The 20,360-nt window shown below is 39.1% G+C and carries 26 protein-coding genes and 1 other annotated feature; of the genes, 24 read left to right on the top strand and 2 right to left on the bottom strand.

All coding sequences use genetic code 11. The annotated features are described in order from the left end of the window. Window positions 1-31 precede the first annotated feature (31 nt). The 17 genes from BFM98_RS03240 (at window position 32) to BFM98_RS03160 (ending at window position 12,182) form a co-directional block, all read left to right on the top strand. Window positions 32-625, top strand: a complete 594-nt coding sequence (locus BFM98_RS03240) for a Maf family protein (RefSeq protein ID WP_066036508.1) — start codon at window positions 32-34, stop codon at window positions 623-625. A gap of 33 nt (window positions 626-658) precedes the next feature. Then, window positions 659-1,330 carry a RadC family protein gene (radC, locus tag BFM98_RS03235; RefSeq protein ID WP_175400705.1) on the top strand — a complete coding sequence of 224 codons (672 nt, stop codon included), beginning with the start codon at window positions 659-661 and terminating at the stop codon, window positions 1,328-1,330. Window positions 1,331-1,911: 581 nt separating this feature from the next. Beyond that, a complete protein-coding gene (locus BFM98_RS03230) occupies window positions 1,912-2,931 on the top strand; it encodes a rod shape-determining protein (RefSeq protein ID WP_048395153.1) in 1,020 nt (339 codons plus the stop codon). A 13-nt stretch (window positions 2,932-2,944) separates the two neighbouring features. Beyond that, window positions 2,945-3,859, top strand: a complete 915-nt coding sequence (gene mreC / locus BFM98_RS03225; protein WP_048395155.1) for a rod shape-determining protein MreC — start codon at window positions 2,945-2,947, stop codon at window positions 3,857-3,859. Next, window positions 3,859-4,383, top strand: coding sequence for a rod shape-determining protein MreD (mreD, locus tag BFM98_RS03220; protein ID WP_054550026.1), 525 nt, complete (start codon window positions 3,859-3,861; stop codon window positions 4,381-4,383). The genes mreC and mreD overlap by 1 nt, the downstream gene beginning before the upstream one ends. Window positions 4,384-4,410: 27 nt before the next feature. Then, the gene (minC, locus tag BFM98_RS03215) at window positions 4,411-5,079 is read left to right on the top strand and encodes a septum site-determining protein MinC (protein ID WP_004226657.1); all 669 of its coding nucleotides are present in this window, start codon (window positions 4,411-4,413) and stop codon (window positions 5,077-5,079) included. 1 nt (window position 5,080) lies between these two features. Further along, window positions 5,081-5,878 (top strand): septum site-determining protein MinD, encoded by a 798-nt coding sequence (gene minD / locus BFM98_RS03210; protein ID WP_004226660.1) that lies wholly within the window; start codon window positions 5,081-5,083, stop codon window positions 5,876-5,878. Window positions 5,879-5,971: 93 nt separating this feature from the next. Then, on the top strand, window positions 5,972-6,526 hold the full coding sequence (locus BFM98_RS03205) for a peptidoglycan DD-metalloendopeptidase family protein (protein WP_016991889.1): 555 nt from the start codon (window positions 5,972-5,974) through the stop codon (window positions 6,524-6,526). Further along, a complete protein-coding gene (locus BFM98_RS03200; protein ID WP_048395158.1) occupies window positions 6,516-7,127 on the top strand; it encodes a zinc metalloprotease in 612 nt (203 codons plus the stop codon). Before BFM98_RS03205 ends, BFM98_RS03200 begins: the two co-directional genes overlap by 11 nt. 45 nt (window positions 7,128-7,172) lie before the next feature. Further along, window positions 7,173-7,250: a sequence feature (ribosomal protein L21 leader region), on the top strand. A 14-nt stretch (window positions 7,251-7,264) separates the two neighbouring features. Continuing rightward, window positions 7,265-7,573: a 50S ribosomal protein L21 gene (gene rplU / locus BFM98_RS03195; RefSeq protein WP_004226667.1), complete on the top strand. Its 309-nt coding sequence runs from the start codon at window positions 7,265-7,267 to the stop codon at window positions 7,571-7,573. A gap of 16 nt (window positions 7,574-7,589) precedes the next feature. After that, window positions 7,590-7,946 carry a ribosomal-processing cysteine protease Prp gene (locus tag BFM98_RS03190; RefSeq protein ID WP_016991891.1) on the top strand — a complete coding sequence of 119 codons (357 nt, stop codon included), beginning with the start codon at window positions 7,590-7,592 and terminating at the stop codon, window positions 7,944-7,946. Beyond that, window positions 7,943-8,242: a 50S ribosomal protein L27 gene (gene rpmA, locus BFM98_RS03185; protein ID WP_016991892.1), complete on the top strand. Its 300-nt coding sequence runs from the start codon at window positions 7,943-7,945 to the stop codon at window positions 8,240-8,242. Before BFM98_RS03190 ends, rpmA begins: the two co-directional genes overlap by 4 nt. Before the next feature lie 177 nt (window positions 8,243-8,419). After that, the gene (locus BFM98_RS03180; RefSeq protein ID WP_048395160.1) at window positions 8,420-8,947 is read left to right on the top strand and encodes a Spo0B domain-containing protein; all 528 of its coding nucleotides are present in this window, start codon (window positions 8,420-8,422) and stop codon (window positions 8,945-8,947) included. A gap of 5 nt (window positions 8,948-8,952) precedes the next feature. Continuing rightward, complete coding sequence (obgE, locus tag BFM98_RS03175; protein ID WP_066036507.1) at window positions 8,953-10,242, top strand: GTPase ObgE; 1,290 nt, start codon at window positions 8,953-8,955, stop codon at window positions 10,240-10,242. A gap of 24 nt (window positions 10,243-10,266) precedes the next feature. Then, window positions 10,267-10,722, top strand: coding sequence for an ACT domain-containing protein (locus BFM98_RS03170; RefSeq protein ID WP_004226679.1), 456 nt, complete (start codon window positions 10,267-10,269; stop codon window positions 10,720-10,722). 165 nt (window positions 10,723-10,887) lie between these two features. Next, window positions 10,888-11,766: a prephenate dehydratase gene (pheA, locus tag BFM98_RS03165; protein WP_048395164.1), complete on the top strand. Its 879-nt coding sequence runs from the start codon at window positions 10,888-10,890 to the stop codon at window positions 11,764-11,766. A 23-nt stretch (window positions 11,767-11,789) separates the two neighbouring features. Continuing rightward, complete coding sequence (locus BFM98_RS03160; RefSeq protein ID WP_048395166.1) at window positions 11,790-12,182, top strand: thiol-disulfide oxidoreductase DCC family protein; 393 nt, start codon at window positions 11,790-11,792, stop codon at window positions 12,180-12,182. Window positions 12,183-12,309: 127 nt separating this feature from the next. Here the strand turns inward: BFM98_RS03160 and BFM98_RS03155 are convergent, their stop codons facing one another. Next, the gene (locus tag BFM98_RS03155; protein ID WP_054550028.1) at window positions 12,310-12,843 is read right to left on the bottom strand and encodes a transcription repressor NadR; all 534 of its coding nucleotides are present in this window, start codon (window positions 12,841-12,843) and stop codon (window positions 12,310-12,312) included. Between the two features lie 141 nt (window positions 12,844-12,984). Here BFM98_RS03155 and BFM98_RS24505 point away from each other — a divergent pair, with 141 nt between their 5' ends. The 7 genes from BFM98_RS24505 (at window position 12,985) to yajC (ending at window position 19,423) form a co-directional block, all read left to right on the top strand. After that, entirely contained in the window at window positions 12,985-14,019 is a 1,035-nt protein-coding gene (locus tag BFM98_RS24505; RefSeq protein WP_066036506.1) for a LysM peptidoglycan-binding domain-containing protein, read from the top strand. Beyond that, window positions 14,009-14,887: a phosphotransferase gene (locus tag BFM98_RS03145; protein WP_313872351.1), complete on the top strand. Its 879-nt coding sequence runs from the start codon at window positions 14,009-14,011 to the stop codon at window positions 14,885-14,887. The genes BFM98_RS24505 and BFM98_RS03145 overlap by 11 nt, the downstream gene beginning before the upstream one ends. A gap of 111 nt (window positions 14,888-14,998) precedes the next feature. Continuing rightward, the gene (ruvA, locus tag BFM98_RS03140) at window positions 14,999-15,619 is read left to right on the top strand and encodes a Holliday junction branch migration protein RuvA (protein WP_048395174.1); all 621 of its coding nucleotides are present in this window, start codon (window positions 14,999-15,001) and stop codon (window positions 15,617-15,619) included. A gap of 18 nt (window positions 15,620-15,637) precedes the next feature. Next, on the top strand, window positions 15,638-16,642 hold the full coding sequence (gene ruvB, locus BFM98_RS03135; RefSeq protein ID WP_004226692.1) for a Holliday junction branch migration DNA helicase RuvB: 1,005 nt from the start codon (window positions 15,638-15,640) through the stop codon (window positions 16,640-16,642). 17 nt (window positions 16,643-16,659) lie between these two features. Then, on the top strand, window positions 16,660-17,700 hold the full coding sequence (gene queA, locus BFM98_RS03130) for a tRNA preQ1(34) S-adenosylmethionine ribosyltransferase-isomerase QueA (protein ID WP_054550032.1): 1,041 nt from the start codon (window positions 16,660-16,662) through the stop codon (window positions 17,698-17,700). 57 nt (window positions 17,701-17,757) lie between these two features. Next, complete coding sequence (tgt, locus tag BFM98_RS03125) at window positions 17,758-18,903, top strand: tRNA guanosine(34) transglycosylase Tgt (RefSeq protein ID WP_016991901.1); 1,146 nt, start codon at window positions 17,758-17,760, stop codon at window positions 18,901-18,903. A 253-nt stretch (window positions 18,904-19,156) separates the two neighbouring features. Then, a complete protein-coding gene (yajC, locus tag BFM98_RS03120; RefSeq protein WP_004226696.1) occupies window positions 19,157-19,423 on the top strand; it encodes a preprotein translocase subunit YajC in 267 nt (88 codons plus the stop codon). 73 nt (window positions 19,424-19,496) lie between these two features. On the opposite strand, the gene BFM98_RS03115 is transcribed toward yajC, so the two are convergent. Then, on the bottom strand, window positions 19,497-20,348 hold the full coding sequence (locus BFM98_RS03115; protein ID WP_066036505.1) for a polysaccharide deacetylase family protein: 852 nt from the start codon (window positions 20,346-20,348) through the stop codon (window positions 19,497-19,499). Window positions 20,349-20,360 lie beyond the last annotated feature (12 nt).

The raw sequence follows: 20,360 nt of genomic DNA, 5'->3' as shown, positions 1-20,360 counted from the left end.
TATCATAAGGATAAGGAGGAATGATCAGATAATGTTAAAAACAAATCATAAGCTTGTCCTTGCTTCTGCTTCCCCTAGGCGCAAGGAATTGCTTAACATGCTAGCACTCCCGTTTGAAGTCTTGACAAGTGAAGTGGAAGAAACAAGTGTACAAGCTCATACAATGCAGGATTATGTAAAAGGAGTAGCTTTATTGAAGACGCGTGATGTAGCCAAAAAAGCAGCTAATGCTACGATTATTGGTGCAGATACAATCGTTGTTTACAATCAAGAGCTACTACATAAACCTAAAACGCGTGAGGAAGCTATTTCTCACTTATTACGTTTGTCAAATAACAAACATAGTGTGATGACTGCGGTCGCTATAATCGAACCGAATGGAAAGGAAACGACCTTTGTGGAAGAGACTACAGTTGTTTTCCACCGTCTATCGCAGGAATTAATCGAAGCTTATGTAGATTCAGGAGATCCTTTTGATAAAGCGGGTGGTTATGGCATTCAAACGATTGGTACACTATTAGTTAAAAGAATTGAAGGAGATTATAACAATGTTGTAGGTTTACCACTTGCAACTTTGTTTTCGCAATTGGTGGATCTACAGATAGTCCAATTTGCGAAGGAGTGAATATTTTTGCTAGAAGACGCTTTACCAACTTTGATGATACGTGATGTCAATATAGAGGATCGTCCCCGTGAACGGCTACTACGACAAGGGGCTGAGAGTTTATCGAATCAAGAGCTACTCGCTATTTTATTGAGGACAGGCACAAAGGAAGAATCTGTGCTTGTTCTTGCAAATAGGGTGTTAAATGTTTTTGAACGACTCCATCATTTGAAGCATGCAACCATCGAAGAAATGATGGCTATTAAAGGAATAGGCGAGGTGAAAGCCATTCAATTAATGGCTGCTGTTGAACTTGGTAGAAGACTGGCTCAAAAACATAATGATGAGAAATTCACAATACGTTCTCCACAAGATGCAGCAACTTACTTAATGCCTGATATGACCTCGCTTAATCAGGAGCATTTTGTAGTGCTTTTTTTAAATATAAAAAATCAAATTATTCATAAGCAAACGATTTTCATTGGCAGTTTAAATGCATCCATCGTTCATCCTAGAGAAATATTTCGAGAAGCTGTCAAAAGGTCTGCCGCTTCTATTATATGTGCCCACAACCATCCAAGTGGGGTGCCAACACCGAGCACGGAGGACATTGAAGTAACGAAGCGAATTGTTGAAGCAGGCTATATTATAGGGATAGAGTTAATTGATCACGTCATCATCGGCGACCATCAATATATTAGTTTAAAGGAAAAAGGATATTTTTAACTCTGCATACAATATGCAGAGTTTTTTATGATGAATCCATTTTGTTGTATAGAAGATTCTATTACTATAAATGACCTTAATTATAACCAGTCATAAAATTTTTGTATTTTTTTGTGGTATATTGGCGAACCTTTTTTCTTACATAACGTTAATGTATTCATAGAAAAGCAATTATCTTCACAAAAATTGGTAGCATGATACACATTGTCTTATGGGAATAAAAATTATATGCTAATCTATACGTACTATTTTTAGTTTAAGAGGGAATTAAAATAGTATCTTTTCTGTGAGATGAAGTATGTGATACTACAAATTCTTGCGTTTTTCCGTTATAATGAACGGTATGAATTTTATCTTTATTCAGGGAGGACTCCCATCAAAATTGGTGGTGAGGTGAATGAGTGTGTAGTTTTTTCATAGGTGTAAACTACCAACTGACTGGAGATAAAAAAATTTGACAGGTGTTATGGACTTTGAAAGGAGTCAATTGTGTATTTACACAATTCAATTTCCTATACATTGTCGTCAAATATATTGGATGTCAACGAAAGTATGGCTTATATAGAAAGGGAGTACACAATTTGTTTGGACTAGGAAGCAAAGATGTCGGGATTGACCTCGGCACAGCGAATACATTAGTGTTTATTAAAGGAAAGGGAATCGTATTACGTGAACCTTCAGTTGTAGCAAAAAATACAAAAACAGGGGATATTGTTGCCGTTGGTAATGATGCGAAAAATATGATTGGTCGAACACCTGGCTCAATCGTAGCGATTCGTCCAATGAAAGATGGCGTTATTGCTGACTTCGATATTACAACAGCAATGATTGAGTATTATTTAAAAGAAGCATGTAAAAACTCTGGAGGCAACTGGAAAAAACCAAATGTTATGATTTGTGTACCTTATGGTATTACTTCAGTGGAGCAGCGTGCTGTTATTGATGCTGCACGACAAGCAGGTGCAAAAGAGGCGTTCACAATCGAAGAGCCATTTGCAGCAGCAATCGGTTCAAATCTTCCTGTATGGGATCCTACAGGGTCAATGGTTGTTGATATCGGTGGAGGTACAACAGAAGTTGCCGTTATTTCTTTAGGTGGTATTGTAACGAGTGAATCAGTACGTGTTGGTGGTGATGCAATGGATCAATCCATCATTTCGTATATCCGTAAAACGTATAATTTAACAATTGGTGAACGTACAGCGGAAGCCGTAAAAATGGAAATTGGTACGGCATTGGCAGAAGGACCAGAAGCACGAATGGATATTAGAGGACGTGACCTGTTAACAGGTTTACCGAAAACAATTGAAATTTCTTCACAGGAAATTTCTGAATCATTACGTGAAGCGGTTTCCTCTATTATTGACGGTGTTCGTAAAACATTAGAACAAACACCTCCAGAATTATCTGCTGATGTAATGGAGCGCGGTATTGTATTAACTGGTGGTGGGGCACTGCTAACAAACTTAGACAAAGTAATCAGCCAAGAGACAAATATGCCAGTATTCATTGCAGAAGATCCTTTAGACTGTGTAGCGATTGGTACAGGTAAGGCATTAGATCATATAGACTTAATTCGTCAACAACAAGTTAAAGGGTAAGGAGGTTTAGGCAATGCCACACTTTTTTTTCAATAAGAAAGTAATTTTGCTGCTCATAGGCATGGTTTTTCTTGTGGCATTGATTAGCTTCTCATTACGTGATCGGACGAATGCAACTTTACCAGAGCAAATTATTAAAGATACTGTCGGTTTCGCACAATCGCTTGTTGCGAAGCCGGCGAATTATATTAATGGTGTTTTTAATAGTATTGACTCCCTCTTAAACACGTACGAAGAAAATAAACGTTTAAAAGCACGCTTAGAAGATTTTGCAGTTGTACAAGCTGAGGCTACGGATTTAAAATCAGAGAATAACAAGCTTCGAGAGCTTTTGGATAAAACTGAGAGCTTAAAGGCATTTAATCCAATTCAAGCAACAGTGATTGCTAGAAATCCTGACCAGTGGGAAGAGAAAATTATTTTAGATAAAGGGTCTTCTCATGGAGTCAAAAAAAATATGGCAGTTATGACCGCGAAAGGGTTAGTGGGGAAAATTACCCTAGTTACACCTTTCACATCTGAGGTAGAGCTTTTAAATACAAATAATCCAAACTATCGTGTTTCCGCGATGGTGCTAGGAGAAAAAGAAGCATACGGTTTAATCGAGGGCTTTGATGAAGAACGTAATGAACTCATTATGAAGCGAATCGATTCTAGCATGAAGGTGAAAGAAGGCGAGCAAGTAGTTTCTTCAGGTCTTGGTGGTATTTTCCCTAAGGGAGTGCCGATAGGAGAAATTACGGAAGTTAGTACAGATGACTTTGGTTTAACGAAAATGGCGTATGTCAAACCATCTGCTGATTTTTCAATTTTAGAGCATGTTGTGATTGCCAAGCGAACATCCACAAGTATTGATGGATCAGATGGCAATGCAACGAATGAGGATTTATCGAATCCGCAAGAGGCAAGTGAAGAGGAGGCGGAGTGATGGTTCGATTTCTCATCCCCTCTGTAGCGGTTTTACTATTCCTGTTAGAACCAGAATTTGCTATGCTTTCCCCGATTGAAATTAAAGGGGAAGTCTATTTTCTGGTACCGCGTTTTTTAATCTTATACCTTATTTTTATATCCATCTATTACAGCCGTCAACGTGCGGTAATGTATGGACTTTTTTTTGGTGTCTTGTATGATGTGTTTTACATTGATATTATTGGATTATATTCAGTACTTTATCCACTTATATGTTTTTTGGCAGGGTCTATCGTGAAAGTTATACATCAGCACTTAGTTGTAACAACTACAATTTCAGTTATACTAGTAGCGATTTTAGAATTTATTCTCTATCAATTCTTTTTCCTAATCGATTTTACAGCAATTCCTTTAGCGGATTTCTTACGTTCACGACTACTACCAACAATCATTGCGAATGCTTTATTTTTAATGATTCTTGGGTGGGCCTTCAAGTATCTAATTAATGCGCGTGTCTTACAGAGAGCACGTGAGGTTTCTTAACAAAGAACAACGTGAGGTGAGGCATTCATGAAAAAACAGTTAGTTAATATGAAGGGAACGAAGGACGGTTTTGTACTACGCCTAGACGACCAATGTGCGTATGGTGAACTAGTGGAAGAATTAAAGAATAAGGTTTTAGAGGGCGGTATCGATGGTAAAGTTGATGTACAATTATACTTAGGCTATCGATACTGTACTGAAGAACAATTAAATGAACTTATAAAAATTATAGAAGAAACAGAACAGCTTATTGTATCGAAGGTGCAAAGTGAAGTACTGACTGTCCACGAAAGCAACCAGAAGATGTTTGAAAGCCAACAAGATACATATATAGGAGTGGTCAGATCAGGACAAATTCTGCGTTCATCCGGGGATATTACCATCATAGGAAATGTCAATCCAAACGGTCGTGTTGAGGCTGGAGGTAATGTATATGTCCTAGGTAGACTTAAAGGGATTGCACATGCTGGTATGCAAGGCAATAAAGAAGCAATCATTGCAGCATCTCGATTTGAAGCCACGCATATCATGATTGCCGATCAAGTTCAGGTAATGTCAGATGAACATGTAAAAGCGATTAATCAAGTAGAAATGACTTGTGCATTTATTGGCTACGATGGACGCATTACGTACGATCAAATTCATGCCTTAAAAAATATTCGACCATTGTTAAATGTGTCTAAGGGAGGAAGCTAGTGTGGGAGAAGCGATCGTCATAACTTCAGGTAAAGGCGGTGTCGGTAAAACAACGACAACGGCTAACCTTGGGACTGCATTGGCTCTACAAGGTAAAAAAGTATGTTTAGTGGATACAGATATTGGCCTACGTAATTTAGATGTGATTTTAGGCCTTGAAAATCGTATTATTTATGACCTAGTCGATGTGGTGGAAGGACGCTGTAAAATTCATCAAGCATTGATTAAGGATAAACGCGTAGATGAGAAACTATTTTTATTACCTGCTGCTCAAACAACAGATAAAAATGCTGTTACCCCTGAGCAAATGAAGAGCTTAGTAGAGGAATTGAAAAGAGACTATGATTATGTATTAATCGATTGCCCAGCGGGAATTGAGCAAGGCTACCGTAACGCTGTTGCTGGTGCAGATCATGCGATTGTTGTCACAACACCTGAAATTTCTGCTGTTCGTGATGCAGATCGTATTATTGGTTTACTGGAGCAGGAAGAGATAACAGCACCTAAACTCATCATTAATCGTATTCGACAACATATGATGAAGAGTGGTGACACACTGGATGTCAATGAAATTACAACTCATTTATCTATTGATTTATTAGGCATTATTATAGACAGTGAAGGTGTCATTTCATCTTCTAATAAAGGTGAACCAATTGTAATGGACCCCTCAAATAAAGCGTCATTAGGCTATCGAAATATTGCCCGTCGTATTCTTGGTGAATCAGTGCCATTAATGGCTATACAAGATGAGCAAAGAGGGATGTTTTCAAAACTTAAAGCCCTTTTCTCAAAATAAATTAAAACCTTTTCGTGCAATTGTACGAGAAGGTTTTTTCTTGTGCATGTTTGGACATGCAATCACATATAGTGAGGAAAAAAGGATGAGGGCTTGTTTAAAAAATGGAAATGGTTTGTCACGATACTTCTTGTGGCGGCGATCATGCTTGTAATTCGTTTAGAGGACCAGGGTGTAGTGGATACACCTGTTCGGAAGCTTGTTACAACCTCTGCTGATTTAACGTATTTAAGTGAGCTCGGGCAAAGCTGGTTCGAAAAAGAAAAAGAGACCATCATGGTTTCTAGTGATGTAGGGCAAGCAGATCTTTTAACATTTGCGAATGCCCAAGTATTTAAAGAAGGCTATCTATTGCAGTATGATGTTGGCTTACCTATCTATGCTGGTCAAAATGGATTAGTCGTTTTTACTGGCCATACAAAGTACACAGGTAAGACCATGACCATCAGCTATGAAGATGGTACAACCGTTTCCTATGGTATGTTAGATAGTTTAGCTCAACTACCATACACATCTATTCAAGCAAATGATTTAATTGGCATGAAAGAAGCGGGTCAACTTTATGTGTCCATCGAAAAGGGAGATGCCCATTATGATTTAGAGCAAATTGTACAATGGCTTGAAACGACGGAGACAAATGAGGATTAAATTACATCTTCTGTGTATCCCTCTCGTATTTGTCATGATTTTTAGTGGCCAGTTAGCCTATTACGCGATCATTCTGTTTTCCTTACTGTGGCATGAGGCTGGTCACTTAGTTGCGGCAGTAATGTGTGGAGTGAAGGTGAAATCCTGCGTAATTACACCATACGGGGGAGAAATTCAATTTGAAAATCCAGCGGTTGTGCAAGCTTCGTCACTCCTATGGATTGCATTAGGAGGGCCAATCGCTACGATTATTGGGATTGGCCTCGCTTTTTTTATGCCTGATTTACTCGCTACTAAGCTTATAAATGTACAACTCGTGTTATTGGCTGTCAATATTGTACCCATCATACCGTTAGATGGTGGAAGGATATTGTTAGCCTGCCTATTTTTAAAATATCCAAGAGCTCACGTGATAGAGCTATATTATTGGTTATCATTCATCGTAGCTACTATACTATTACTTGTCACTTTCAAGTTCTTGCCACAATCTATTTTTTTAGCCATCATAAATTTATTTATTTGGTTGCAAGTATTGAAAGAATGGCGTTATCGAAAATATCGAGTTGCTTTTGAAAAATATGTTATGAATAGATTGACTTGAAAAAATTCGTGTGGTAATATTTTAATGTTATTGTTTGTAGCACCCGTGCTACTACAACCGCTCTGTAAAGGTTTAAGTGTCTAGTAAGATCACCTTATGAAACAGGCGAGTCTGAGTCTAAGAGGAGGTGCAGTAAAATGTACGCAATTATTGAAACTGGTGGTAAACAAGTCAAAGTAGAAGCTGGTCAAGAAATCTATGTTGAAAAATTAGGCGTAGAAGCTGATGAGGTTGTAACTTTTGATAAAGTTTTATTCGTAGGTGGCGAAAACGTTAAAGTTGGCGCTCCATTCGTAGAAGGTGCTACTGTAACAGCTAAAGTTGTTAAAGAAGGCCGTGCGAAAAAAATCGTTGTTTTCAAATTGAAAGCTAAAAAGAACTACCGTCGTAAACAAGGTCACCGTCAACCTTACACAAAATTAGTTGTTGAAGCAATCAACGCTTAATTGTGAGGTATAGCGAATGATACAAGTTACGATTCATCACGATGAAAATAGACATGTGTCAGCATTCGAATTTTCAGGACATGCTGGTTATGATGAATCTGGTAAGGATTTAGTATGTGCAGGAGCATCAACTATAGCCATTGGTACAGTGAATGCTATTTATGCATTATTACAAATTCAGCCAGAAATCGAACAAGCTGCTGAAGGTGGAGGCTATCTCAAGGTAGATTTACCATCAGACATAGAGCCTGAAGTAGATGCAAAACTACAGTTAATTGTTCAAGTAATGACTGCCCAAGTGTATTCTATGGTGCAAAATTACGGACAATACATCCAAATCAACTACAACCAAGTAGGAGGTGGAACTCGATGAAATTATTATTAGCATTAGACCTTCAACTTTTTGCATCGAAAAAAGGGGTAGGTTCTACTAAAAACGGACGTGACTCTGAGTCTAAACGACTTGGTGCAAAACGTGCTGATGGCCAATTCGTAACAGGTGGTTCAATTCTTTACCGTCAACGCGGTACAAAAATTTACCCAGGTACAAACGTAGGTCGTGGTGGTGACGATACACTATTTGCTAAAGTTGACGGCGTTGTTAAATTTGAACGTTTAGGTCGCGATCGCAAACAAGTATCTGTTTATCCAACAACACAAGAAGCTTAATCTTTTATAAGATAACATAAAGCGGAGGACTGCATTTATTGCAGTCCTTTTTTTGGCTAAATTTCAAAAAAGCCGATTGGACGCAATGACACCAAGGTATAATTGATTAAAGAATTAAGGGAAAAATACAGCAAAACTTGTTATACTAGTAAGGATAACTTTATTGGAGTGAATGGGATGAACAATCAATCACTAACCATTAGTGAAGTATTACGTTTTGCAAATCATGATTATGTGAATCAACTGCAACTGATTCGCATGAATTTAGATTTAGGTAGAATCGAGGAATCGAAAAAACTTATTCAACATTATTCAGAACAATTACGAGTATTTTCTATCCTCAATCGACTACAATTACCACAAACAATTGAATGGCTTCAAACAGCAGGATGGCGTTACCCATCATTAGCTTGGAAGCTAAGCGGTGAGATAAAAAAGCCTGTGACCAATGATATTGATCAGGAAGTTGTAGATTATTTAAACAAAACAGTTATGCATGTTTATGATACATTAGATCCATTTACAGAGCAGATCCTAACGCTTGATGTACGTGTTGACGATCATACATTTGCCGTGACATTCACGCTAAATGGGTTATGGAGTGCTGATGCATTCACCGAAAAAGGTTTGAAACAATTCGACATTCAAACAATTGAGCAGACAACTACACGCTGGCAATATGTCTTGAGTGCAAATAGGGAGTGAACTAAATGTTTGTCGATCACGTAAAGATTTATGTTAAAGGTGGCGATGGCGGAGATGGTATGGTAGCCTTTCGCCGTGAAAAATATGTACCAAATGGTGGTCCAGCTGGTGGAGATGGTGGACACGGTGGTAACGTTGTATTTGAAGTAGAAGAGGGCTTACGAACATTAATGGATTTCCGCTATAAACGCCATTTTAAAGCACCTCGTGGCGAGCATGGGATGAGTAAAGGCATGCATGGTAAAAATGCGGAGGATTTAATTGTTAAAGTACCACCAGGCACAGTGGTTATGAATGAAGAAACAAATGCCGTTATTGCTGACTTAGTCGAGCATGGGCAAAGAGCAGTTATTGCGAAAGCAGGCAGAGGTGGACGAGGTAATTCTCGCTTTGCTACACCTGCCAACCCGGCGCCAGAACTTTCTGAAAAAGGTGAGCCAGGACAAGAATTAAATGTTATATTAGAGTTAAAAGTTTTAGCAGATGTAGGGTTAGTTGGTTTCCCAAGTGTTGGTAAATCAACACTTTTATCTGTTGTTTCCGCGGCTAAGCCAAAAATTGGTGCTTATCATTTCACAACAATTGTACCGAACTTAGGCATGATTGAAACGGATGACCATCGAAGCTTTGCGATGGCTGATTTACCAGGGCTTATTGAGGGAGCACATCAAGGAGTTGGATTAGGTCATCAATTTTTACGACATATCGAACGTACACGCGTTATCGTTCATGTCATTGATATGTCAGGGATGGAAGGCCGCGATCCATATGAAGATTATTTAACAATTAATGAAGAGCTAAAACAATATAATCTTCGTTTAACAGAGCGTCCACAAATTATCGTAGCCAATAAAATGGATATGCCAGATGCAGAAGAGAATTTAACAGCATTCCGTCAAAAGGTTGGAGAAGACGTTCAAATTTTCCCAATTTCTGCTGTTTCACGTCAAGGTTTAAAAGAGCTACTTTTTGCCATTGCCGATCTATTAGAAGTAACGCCTGAATTCCCACTATATGATGATCTAGAGGAGCAATCAGACGCAACCGTAATGTACAAGCATGAGGCAAAAGGTGAAGATTTCGAAATCACACGTGATGATGATGGTACATTTATTATTAGTGGTTATGCAATTGAGCGTTTATTTAAAATGACAGACTTTAGCCGTGAGGATGGTATACGTCGTTTTGCTCGTCAATTGCGTGCAATGGGTGTGGACGAGGCTCTGCGTGAGCGTGGAGCACAAGATGGCGATACAGTACGCCTACAAGAGTTTGAATTTGAATTTGTCGATTAAGACATGAGTTTTAGGGGGAAGCGTATGAAGAATGTTGCGAATCAGCGATATTATTTAGTTCGTGAGGATGTTTTAACGGATGCAATGCAAAAAACTTTGGAGGCGAAACACTTACTATCAAGTGGTTCAGTATCTTCCATTTGGGATGCGGTAAAGCAGGTGGATTTATCGCGAAGTGCGTTTTACAAATATCGTGATGCGGTTTTTCCTTTTCATTCAATTGTGCAGGAACGCATTTTAACAGTCTTTTTACAGCTTCAAGATAGAAAAGGAACACTTGCCAAGCTTTTAGAAACTGTGACAATTACACATTGTAATGTCTTAACGATTCATCAAACAATCCCTATTCAGGGACGTGCGAATGTTACATTGTCATTAGATGTAACAAGCATGACTTGTGATCTTGATGATCTTATCCAGCAATTAAAACGCTTAGATTTTGTGGAATCAGCGGAAGTGATTAGTTCTGGAGCATTATAATCACAGAGAGTGTTCAATCCTTTAATTTTTGACAAAATGACAAACATCGTGTTGAATAACCCCAATGGGTAAAGATACGATAACAAAGCTCAAATAAGGAGCTGTCCCAAGCGTTTTTCATCACGAGGGACTGCTCCTTATTGTGCCATAAAGGAGGTATTTGCAATGACAAAGCAACAATGGGAAAATCGAATCGCCTATCTAGGACCAGAAGCATCATTTACATACTTAGCAACAAAGGCTACTTTTCCAAATGAGTGGCTCGTACCGTGTGCCACGATTCCAGAATGTATAGAGGCTGTTGCAGAGGGAAAGGTAGATTTAGCTGTCGTGCCGCTAGAAAATGCTCTAGAGGGCTCTGTATCATTAACATTAGATTACTTATTCCATGAGGCAACACTTTATGTAACTGGAGAGTTATTGCTGAAAATTCAGCAGCATTTAATGGTCAATAAAGCGCAGAAGGATGATTGGCAGTCAATCGAAGGTGTTTATTCTCATCCGCATGCACTAGCTCAATGTCATAAATATTTATTTTATCGTTTTAGTCATGTACCATTACATCAAACAACTTCAACTGCAGCAGCAGCAAAATATGTATCAGAGAATCCACAAGAGTGTATAGCGGCAGTCGGAAATGCAGCAGCAGCTGAAAAATATGGTCTTGAAATAGTGGAGCAGAATATCCATGATTTTCATTTTAATCATACACGATTCTTTGTACTGTCTAAGCAAAATAAACGATTGCCACAAGAGCTATCAGATGGGCAAGCAAAAACAACCTTTATGATTACCTTACCAACAGATCGTTCAGGTGCATTACATCAGGTGCTTTCTGTTTTTGCATGGCGTCAGCTAAATTTAAGTAAAATCGAATCACGTCCATTAAAAACTGGATTAGGTGATTATTTCTTTATGATTGATGTATTAGCAGATGAAAAGGAACCGATGATGCGTGGGGCAATGGAAGAATTAGCTGCGCTAGGTTGCAAAGTAAAGTCTCTGGGTACCTATTTTACTTATGTAACATCAGACGAAGCATAGTAATGTGAAGGAGGAGGAAAGAGATGGGTGGGATTATTTTATTCGATGGTGTCTGTAATTTTTGTGATAGCACTGTTCAATTTATCATCAAACATGATCAAGCTGGCTATTTTCAATTTGCATCGCTGCAAAGCGAGGCTGGTCAATCGCTTCTCACTCAATATCATATACCAAAGAATATAGATAGTGTAATTCTTATTGAACAAGGGAAAGTGTCTGTTGAATCTACCGCTGCGTTAAACATTTGCCGTAAATTTGATGGATTGTGGCCTTGTTTCTACGCCTTCATTCTTGTACCACCATTTATTCGCAATGCATTATATCGATTATTTGCGAAGCAACGCTATCGTTTGTTTGGAAAAAAAAGTGAATGCTTATTGCCTACGCCTGCTCAACGTCAAAGATTTCTTTCCTGATAGGGAAATACTCGCCTTTAAGGGAACAATAGCTGCGGACGGAAGCCCGCGCTTAACGAGACAATACCAGCATTAAAAAACAGAAAGCACCGTTTGAAATCAATTTTTCAGACGGTGCTTTTACTATTCATTGATCTGACACTAAGTAGCCCTTTTTTTGTAAAGCTCGCTCAATTAATGTTAAAACTTCAACAGAGGGTGCTGTGATGACATGTAGATGGATGCCGCCAGTGAGAGCAGATAAATAGTTGGCCTGTGTGGCATTCACACGTTCGATAAATTGTTTCACCTCATGGCGGTTGGATACCATGATAGAGGCTGTAAGTTCACCATATATTGGATGTTCGACAATGACATTTTTGACGGTTCCGCCACAGTCTACAATCGTCATTAATTCATCTTCCGTCTGCTCTGATGTATGCAAGCAAGGGAATGTTCGTTCAACGGTTTGCTGTATTTGTTCTTGATGCATATAAAGATAACCTTGGCTTGTGGCAATAATGGGCTCATTTCTTGCCTTTAATAAAGTCATATCATTGACGATTACTTGTCTAGAAACATTGGCGAACTTTGCTAAGTCTGTCCCAGTTATAGGTGCTTTATTTTTTTTTAATTGCGCTAATAGTTGCAGTCGGCGTTCTTCGCCTAACATTTTTTTCATAAGAGATCACCCCTGCTCGTAATAAAGGAATCAGCGTTCCTTATGAATTAGTGTACCATGAAGCTTTTCTAACTTGCTGAAATTTTTGTATCCAAATGAAACATTGAACATATGATACGTAGAGAGGAAGGGAGGAAAAAATTGCGTATTCATATTGTTCAAAAGGGAGATACATTGTGGAAGATTGCGAAAGAGTACGGCATTTCGTTTGAAGATTTGAAGCGGCTCAATGTCCATCTTGCCAACCCAGATTATATTGTTCCAGGCATGGAAATTATATTGCCTGAAAAAATAAACAAAGAGCCGCATAGAGATTCACATAAAGAAATGCCGAAAAAGGAAACACAAGTGCATAAGGAGACACCAAAGGAAAGTCCTAAAAAAGAGGTACAGCGACCAATGCCACCACCACCGCCAATTGTACCGCCACCACCAGCTCCTATGCCAATGCCAGAACCACAAATGATACCGATACCAATACCGATGCCAATGCCAATGCAGATGCCACAACAGCCGATGTGGGTACCGCAGCCTGTGGAAATGAATTGGCACCAGCAATTGGTGATGCCACAAATGGAGCAAAATGTTACAACACCACCTGTACAAATACAGCCACCACCACCGCCAGCACCTACACCGCCACCACCGCCTGTAGCTAAACCAAAGCCAATGCCAATGCCACAACCAGCACCACATCCACCAATGCATATCATGCCACAAATGCCTGCCGTACCACATTGTTCAAGTTGCCATCAGCCAATCTATCATCAGATGTGGTGGCCGATGCCAATGCAGCCGCAGGTCGAGCATTATACGATGCCACAGCAGCCAATGTCCTATGACATGCCAGATCATAAAGTAGGTGGAATGGAAGACTTTTTAGAGTCCACATCACCATTCTTCCATACGCAAGATCACCAAAAGCCACAAATGGATATGATGCCCGATATGAATATGGGGCAATCCTGTGGTTGTGGCACACAACCAATGATGATGCCTGATATGAACATGGGTCAATCTTGTGGCTGTGGCACACAACCAATGATGATGCCAAATTGGCAAATGGACCCTTGTCATTGCCCGCCACCACCATGTCCACCACCATGCCCATCAGCAGCAGGTCCTTGGATGTCTCCGCATTATTTCCCAGGCGGGATGACGCCTTATCGATGGTGAAAAAGCGTATATTGTAGAAGAAGTAAAGCCAAATATTTGGAAATATAAATATCGATCGAAAAATTATTTTGTCAAACGTGCAAAGCAAGTGGAAATTGCGGAGAAGGTAAGAACCATTCATCGCCAATTAGGACGTATGGAACCTTCTTTGATCCTACCATTAGTTCAGAGCGATGATGAGCAGTTAATTGTGCAAATGTGGCAAGAAGGAAGCCACGGTGCTAACTTTGCACATAAAAAAGATCGTAAGGAATCTCTTAGACTACTAATCGCTTTACATGACACACATAAAAAGATTGCTTGGCAGCGCGTGCCAGGCTTGCATACCTACTCACAGCTTTTAAAATGGCAAATGCGTCATATGCGTTTTAAAAGTAGAAGAAATGAGTTTCGAACATTTTTAACGAAAGAAGAAATTGATCAAATATTGCATTATAGTGATAAGTCATTACAATTGATTGCATTGGAAGATGCACCTGAAAAAGAGATTACGCTATTGCATGGGGATGTAGTTCATCATAATTTTTTATGGTGCTCCGATGGACAATTACGTTTAATTGATTTTGATTTAGCGCACCTTGGTGAAGCGGATGACGAGTATATTTTATGGTTACATCGTGTGTTACCTGCTGTAGATTATGATCTTGGAAAGATTTTTGCAGAGTTACCTGAGCTGAAACGACTGGATAAAAGAAAGCTTCATCGCTTGAAATACCCGAATGAGTTATTACGAGAATGGCTGTTTGCTATAGATTTACCACTAGAGCAACAGCTAGTATTTTTAGATTATTTAGTACCATTTACAAAACGAGCCCTCACCTATTGGCCAAAACTGTGGTACGATATTGATAGATTTGTCAAGAAATGACCGTCAATTGGCGGTCATTTTTGTCTGCGAACGGAGTTTAGACGCTACTTTTTGTCGAGCATTCGTTCGCTATATGCTATAATCGAAGACGATGATTGTGAGGGATTATAGATGTATGATTATTTAAAAGGACAAATTACTCGTATTACACCTGAATTTATTGTGCTGGAACAACAGGGGATTGGGTGGCAACTTAATACGCCCAATCCATTTGCTTTTCGAACATCTGCCCTTGAGCAACAGATATATGTTCATTTGCATGTGCGAGAGGATGCGCAAGTTTTATATGGCTTCCCTAACCTAGATCAGCGTGAGTTATTCCGTAAGCTTATTTTAGTGTCAGGAATAGGACCAAAGGGCGCTTTAGCGATTTTAGCTACAGGTAATCCACAACAGGTTATTAGCGCAATTGAGCGGGAGGACGAAGCGTTTTTAGTGAAGTTCCCTGGAGTTGGTAAAAAAACAGCACGTCAAATGATCCTCGACTTGAAGGGCAAACTTGGTTCATTATTAGATACACTTGAATTACCTAGTGCAGAAGATGAATTACCTTTGTTTGGTGTGCATGCCTATAAACATGAATTAGAAGAAGCCCTACTTGCCTTAATGGCTCTTGGCTATTCTGAAAAAGAGCTAGAAAAAATTAAACCACAGCTAGAGGATAACGATAAACTTGAAACAACAGATGCCTTTATGAAACAAGCATTGCAACTACTGCTAAAATTAAAATAAGGAAAGGAGGAAAGGTGCATGTCTGAACGTATGATGGCAAGTGAAGCAGGGAGCTATGATGAGCAGTTTGAGTTATCTTTACGTCCTCAAAAATTAGCACAGTATATTGGGCAACATAAAGTAAAGGAAAACTTACAAATATTCATTGAAGCGGCAAAGCTTCGCCAAGAAAGTTTAGATCATGTGTTGTTATATGGACCTCCAGGACTTGGTAAAACGACCTTAGCGGCTGTTATCGCAAATGAGATGAATGTTAACGTACGCATGACAAGTGGCCCTGCGATTGAGCGTCCAGGAGATTTGGCAGCTATTTTAAGTTCACTAGAGCCTGGGGACGTTTTATTTATTGATGAAATTCATCGACTGCCCCGTGCTATTGAAGAAGTATTATATCCAGCAATGGAAGACTTCTGCTTAGATATTGTGGTAGGAAAAGGTCCTGAAGCACGTTCTGTACGACTTGATTTACCTCCCTTTACCCTTGTAGGTGCAACAACAAGAGCGGGTGCTTTATCAGCTCCTCTAAGAGATCGCTTTGGTGTGTTGCTGCGCCTAGAATATTATGATGACCGATCGCTTGCTGAAATTGTTGTGAGAAGTGCACATTTATTTGAGGTAGAAATAGAGCAAGTAGCAGCAATGGAAATGGCGAGACGCTCACGTGGAACACCTCGAATTGCCAATCGTTTATTGAAACGAGTGCGAGATTATGCACAAGTGCTTGGAGATGGTATGATAACGGAGGGTCTTGCACAGCAAGCATTAGAGCTGTTACAAGTAGATCCTAGAGGGCTTGATCATATTGACCATAAACTTGTAACCAATATGATTGAGCGATTCCGAGGAGGCCCAGTAGGCTTAGATACTCTTGCTGCATCAATTGGTGAGGAACGGGTTACGATAGAAGATGTATACGAGCCTTATTTGATGCAAATTGGCCTTATTCAACGTACCCCGAGAGGAAGAGTAGCCACACATTTAGCCTACGAACATTTTGGATATGAGTATCCCCAACAAACATAAAGAAGGAAGTTATTTTCATGCGTGTAGAAGATTTTGATTTTGAATTACCAGAGGAGCTTATTGCCCAAACACCATTAGTTGATCGTACAGCAAGTCGATTAATGGTCGTGACACCGGGCTCAAATAAAGTGGAGCACCACCATTTTGCCCATGTATTAGACGAGCTACATGCTGGAGACTGTCTTGTACTAAATGATACAAGAGTTTTACCTGCTCGTTTAATGGGTGTAAAAGAAGAAACAGGTGCACATATAGAAGTATTGCTACTGAAGCAAATGGCTGGTACAGATGAGTGGGAAACACTTGTAAAACCAGCAAAGCGTGTAAAAGTAGGAACAGTCATCACATTTGGTGACGGTTTATTAACAGCTACATGTACAGGTGAGCTTGAACATGGCGGACGTACATTTGAATTTCAGTATGATGGTATTTTTTATGAAATATTAGAGCAACTTGGTGAAATGCCATTACCTCCCTATATTCGTGAAAAACTAGAGGATAAAGATCGTTATCAAACCGTTTATGCCAAAGAGCGTGGTTCTGCTGCAGCGCCTACAGCTGGGCTGCATTTTACAGAGGAGCTATTAGCTCAAGTGAAGGCTAAAGGAGTAGAGGTTGTCTTTATTACGCTACATGTCGGTCTTGGCACTTTCCGTCCCGTTAGTGTAGACTCGATTGAGAACCATGAAATGCATGCGGAATTCTATAGTGTTACAGAACAAGCAGCAGATACAATTAATCGCGTAAAGCGTAACGGTGGCAAGGTAATAGCTGTTGGGACAACCTCTACTCGTACATTAGAGACAATTGGTTCTAAATATGAGGGAGAAGTGCGAGCAGAACAAGGTTGGACGTCTATTTTCATCTATCCAGGCTACAATTTTACGGTGGTGGATGGGTTAATCACAAACTTCCATTTACCAAAATCAACACTAGTCATGCTTGTTAGTACGCTAGCCACTCGTGAGACCATTTTAAGTGCTTATCAGCAAGCTGTAGGAGAAAGATATCGCTTCTTTAGTTTTGGTGATGCTATGTTTATACGTCCCAAAAAATAATAGTGGATAAAATCGGAGTACTGTTTTTACTTCAGATAAGAAAGGATTATTTATTTTATGACACAACCAGCAATTCGATATGAACTACTTCATACATGTAAACAAACAGGAGCACGTCTTGGCATCGTCCATACACCACACGGCTCCTTTGAAACACCAGCATTTATGCCTGTTGGCACACAAGCAACGGTGAAGACCATGTCACCAGAAGAATTAAAAGAGATGAATGCCGGTATTATTCTGTCCAATACGTACCATTTATGGCTTCGTCCAGGTAATGATATTGTCAAAGAAGCAGGCGGACTTCATAAATTTATGAACTGGGATCGTCCAATTTTAACGGATTCAGGTGGTTTCCAAGTATTTTCACTTAGTCAATTCCGGAAAATTGAGGAGGAAGGAGTTCATTTCCGTAATCACCTCAATGGAGATAAATTATTTTTGAGCCCAGAAAAGGCAATGGAAATTCAAAATGATTTAGGCTCTGATATAATGATGGCCTTTGATGAATGTCCACCATATCCTGCGACACATGACTATATGCTGAAATCAGTTGATCGAACAACTCGTTGGGCAAAACGCTGTAAGGAAGCACATCAGCGTCCAGAGGAGCAAGGTTTATTTGGCATTATTCAAGGTGGAGAGTACGAAGATTTACGCCGCCGCTCAGCAGAAGCGTTAGTAGAACTAGATTTCCCAGGCTATGCAATTGGTGGATTATCCGTTGGAGAACCGAAAGATGTGATGAACCGCGTTTTAGAATTTACTACGCCAATGATGCCTGAAAATAAACCTCGTTATTTAATGGGTGTTGGCTCACCAGATTCTTTAATTGATGGGGCAATTCGTGGGATCGATATGTTTGACTGTGTACTGCCAACACGTATTGCACGTAATGGAACACTGATGACATCAGAAGGACGTCTAGTAGTGAAAAATGCAAAATATGCACGTGACTTTGGGCCGATTGATCCGAACTGTGACTGCTATACATGTAAAAATTATTCTCGTGCCTATGTTCGTCACCTTATTCGCACGGAAGAAACGTTCGGTATTCGTTTAACATCCTATCATAATCTACACTTCCTATTAAAATTGATGGAGCAAGTACGTGAGGCAATTCGTCAAGATCGCCTTGGTGATTTCCGTGAAGAGTTCTTTGAAAAATACGGCTTTAATGGGCCAGATGCAAAAAACTTTTAAACTAGACGAATAGGATCATTCATGCGCTAAATTAAAAAAAGGACATTAGGCATCCCCTAATGTCCATAATCAATAGCAATAGTTTTGCAAATCATTCAAAACTTTGTAAAAAGTGAATATTTCTAGCAAAATATTGTCAATCATAGAAAAAATATTAGTAATTGAGAAAATTTTTGGGCTTGTCCATCGCTTTTTAATGGTGGAATAGTCTATACTAAAAAAGTGAGATTTGGAAAGGGGGCAAGATGCTATTATGGATCAATTATTAGGATTAGCACCAATATTATTAATGTTCGTTGCAATGTGGTTTATCTTAATCCGTCCAGCTAAAAAAAGACAGCAGGAAACACAAAATATGCAAAGTAGTTTGCAACGTGGAGATAAAGTCATTACAATTGGTGGTTTACACGGTGTTATTGATGCAATTGAAGACACAGCAGTGACATTAAAAATTGCTGACAATGTACGAGTGAAATTTGACCGTCAAGCAATTGGACGAATTGTCAATGACAATCAGTAACAAAGAAGAAAAGGCTTACAATAGGCGATAGCTATATTGTAAGTCTTTTTTATACAATATTAGAAGGCAGTGTTTAGATGTTTTTTGCAGTTGTAGTTTTTAATTTATGAATGAATGCCTCACCAGTATCATTGCCATTAATCGTTATTCGGCTTAACGTAAATAGGGAATCGCCTTTTTTCACATGTTTATTTTGTATGACAAAGGCCATCTTAAAGCCAGCTTCCTTGGCTAATTTGATGGTGGAGGGTGAGTAAATCCCATAAGGATAGCTTATTGCTATTGGTTCATATCCTAACTTTTCTTTGATTATTTTTCTTGAATGAATAAAATCATTTCTTACCCTTTCTTCATATTCAACCTGACTCTCTAGTTGCCCATTTACAATACTAGGACCAAATACTGCGCCATTTAGTTTACCATTTTTTGAAGGTAATTTATAATGTAAGTCCCAAGTATGACTCTGGATTGTAATATAATCCTTCATTTCCTTTAATTGATCCCAACTCATCTTTGCTGTTTCATTTGGATAGTAATTGTTTCCATTCATCTCTAGGATTCGGCTTGCAATCACAAAGATTTCTGCATGCATATCATATTTTTTCAATATCGGGTAAGCTTTTTCATAATTACTAAAATACCCATCGTCAAAAGTAATTAACACGGGCTTTTGAGGTAACGGCGCTTGGTCGTTTAAGTAATCATATAATTGCTGAGCAGAAATGGCCTGATAGCCTTCCATTTTAAGTAATTTCATTTGATTTTCGAAGCTTTTGGGTGAAATAACTGTAGTATTGTTTATATTGTCCTCTAAATGATGGTACATAAGAATAGGTATTTCCTGTTCTTGATACCCGTAAATAGGATAAGGTCTAATAAGAAAAAGGATATAAACAAAAACGAAAACGATTATTTTTTTTGTCATGTCCTCACCTTG

Origin of the sequence: Lysinibacillus sp. AR18-8 (assembly GCF_001705465.1) — a bacterium.
Lineage (GTDB): Bacteria > Bacillota > Bacilli > Bacillales_A > Planococcaceae > Lysinibacillus > Lysinibacillus capsici.
The sequence above is the reverse complement of the archived record's forward strand: the minus strand, read 5'-3'. Positions and strand labels throughout refer to the sequence as shown.

Bases quoted from the DNA above. Each gene is read 5' to 3' on its own strand.
- BFM98_RS03240 (WP_066036508.1), top strand. From the start codon at position 32: ATGTTAAAAACAAATCATAAGCTTGTCCTTGCTTCTGCTTCCCCTAGG.
- radC (WP_175400705.1), top strand. From the start codon at position 659: ATGATACGTGATGTCAATATAGAGGATCGTCCCCGTGAACGGCTACTA.
- mreC (WP_048395155.1), top strand. From the start codon at position 2,945: ATGCCACACTTTTTTTTCAATAAGAAAGTAATTTTGCTGCTCATAGGC.
- mreD (WP_054550026.1), top strand. From the start codon at position 3,859: ATGGTTCGATTTCTCATCCCCTCTGTAGCGGTTTTACTATTCCTGTTA.
- minC (WP_004226657.1), top strand. From the start codon at position 4,411: ATGAAAAAACAGTTAGTTAATATGAAGGGAACGAAGGACGGTTTTGTA.
- BFM98_RS03200 (WP_048395158.1), top strand. From the start codon at position 6,516: ATGAGGATTAAATTACATCTTCTGTGTATCCCTCTCGTATTTGTCATG.
- rplU (WP_004226667.1), top strand. From the start codon at position 7,265: ATGTACGCAATTATTGAAACTGGTGGTAAACAAGTCAAAGTAGAAGCT.
- BFM98_RS03190 (WP_016991891.1), top strand. From the start codon at position 7,590: ATGATACAAGTTACGATTCATCACGATGAAAATAGACATGTGTCAGCA.
- rpmA (WP_016991892.1), top strand. From the start codon at position 7,943: ATGAAATTATTATTAGCATTAGACCTTCAACTTTTTGCATCGAAAAAA.
- BFM98_RS03180 (WP_048395160.1), top strand. From the start codon at position 8,420: ATGAACAATCAATCACTAACCATTAGTGAAGTATTACGTTTTGCAAAT.
- obgE (WP_066036507.1), top strand. From the start codon at position 8,953: ATGTTTGTCGATCACGTAAAGATTTATGTTAAAGGTGGCGATGGCGGA.
- BFM98_RS03170 (WP_004226679.1), top strand. From the start codon at position 10,267: ATGAAGAATGTTGCGAATCAGCGATATTATTTAGTTCGTGAGGATGTT.
- pheA (WP_048395164.1), top strand. From the start codon at position 10,888: ATGACAAAGCAACAATGGGAAAATCGAATCGCCTATCTAGGACCAGAA.
- BFM98_RS03160 (WP_048395166.1), top strand. From the start codon at position 11,790: ATGGGTGGGATTATTTTATTCGATGGTGTCTGTAATTTTTGTGATAGC.
- BFM98_RS03155 (WP_054550028.1), bottom strand. From the start codon at position 12,843: ATGAAAAAAATGTTAGGCGAAGAACGCCGACTGCAACTATTAGCGCAA.
- ruvA (WP_048395174.1), top strand. From the start codon at position 14,999: ATGTATGATTATTTAAAAGGACAAATTACTCGTATTACACCTGAATTT.
- ruvB (WP_004226692.1), top strand. From the start codon at position 15,638: ATGTCTGAACGTATGATGGCAAGTGAAGCAGGGAGCTATGATGAGCAG.
- queA (WP_054550032.1), top strand. From the start codon at position 16,660: ATGCGTGTAGAAGATTTTGATTTTGAATTACCAGAGGAGCTTATTGCC.
- tgt (WP_016991901.1), top strand. From the start codon at position 17,758: ATGACACAACCAGCAATTCGATATGAACTACTTCATACATGTAAACAA.
- yajC (WP_004226696.1), top strand. From the start codon at position 19,157: ATGGATCAATTATTAGGATTAGCACCAATATTATTAATGTTCGTTGCA.
- BFM98_RS03115 (WP_066036505.1), bottom strand. From the start codon at position 20,348: ATGACAAAAAAAATAATCGTTTTCGTTTTTGTTTATATCCTTTTTCTT.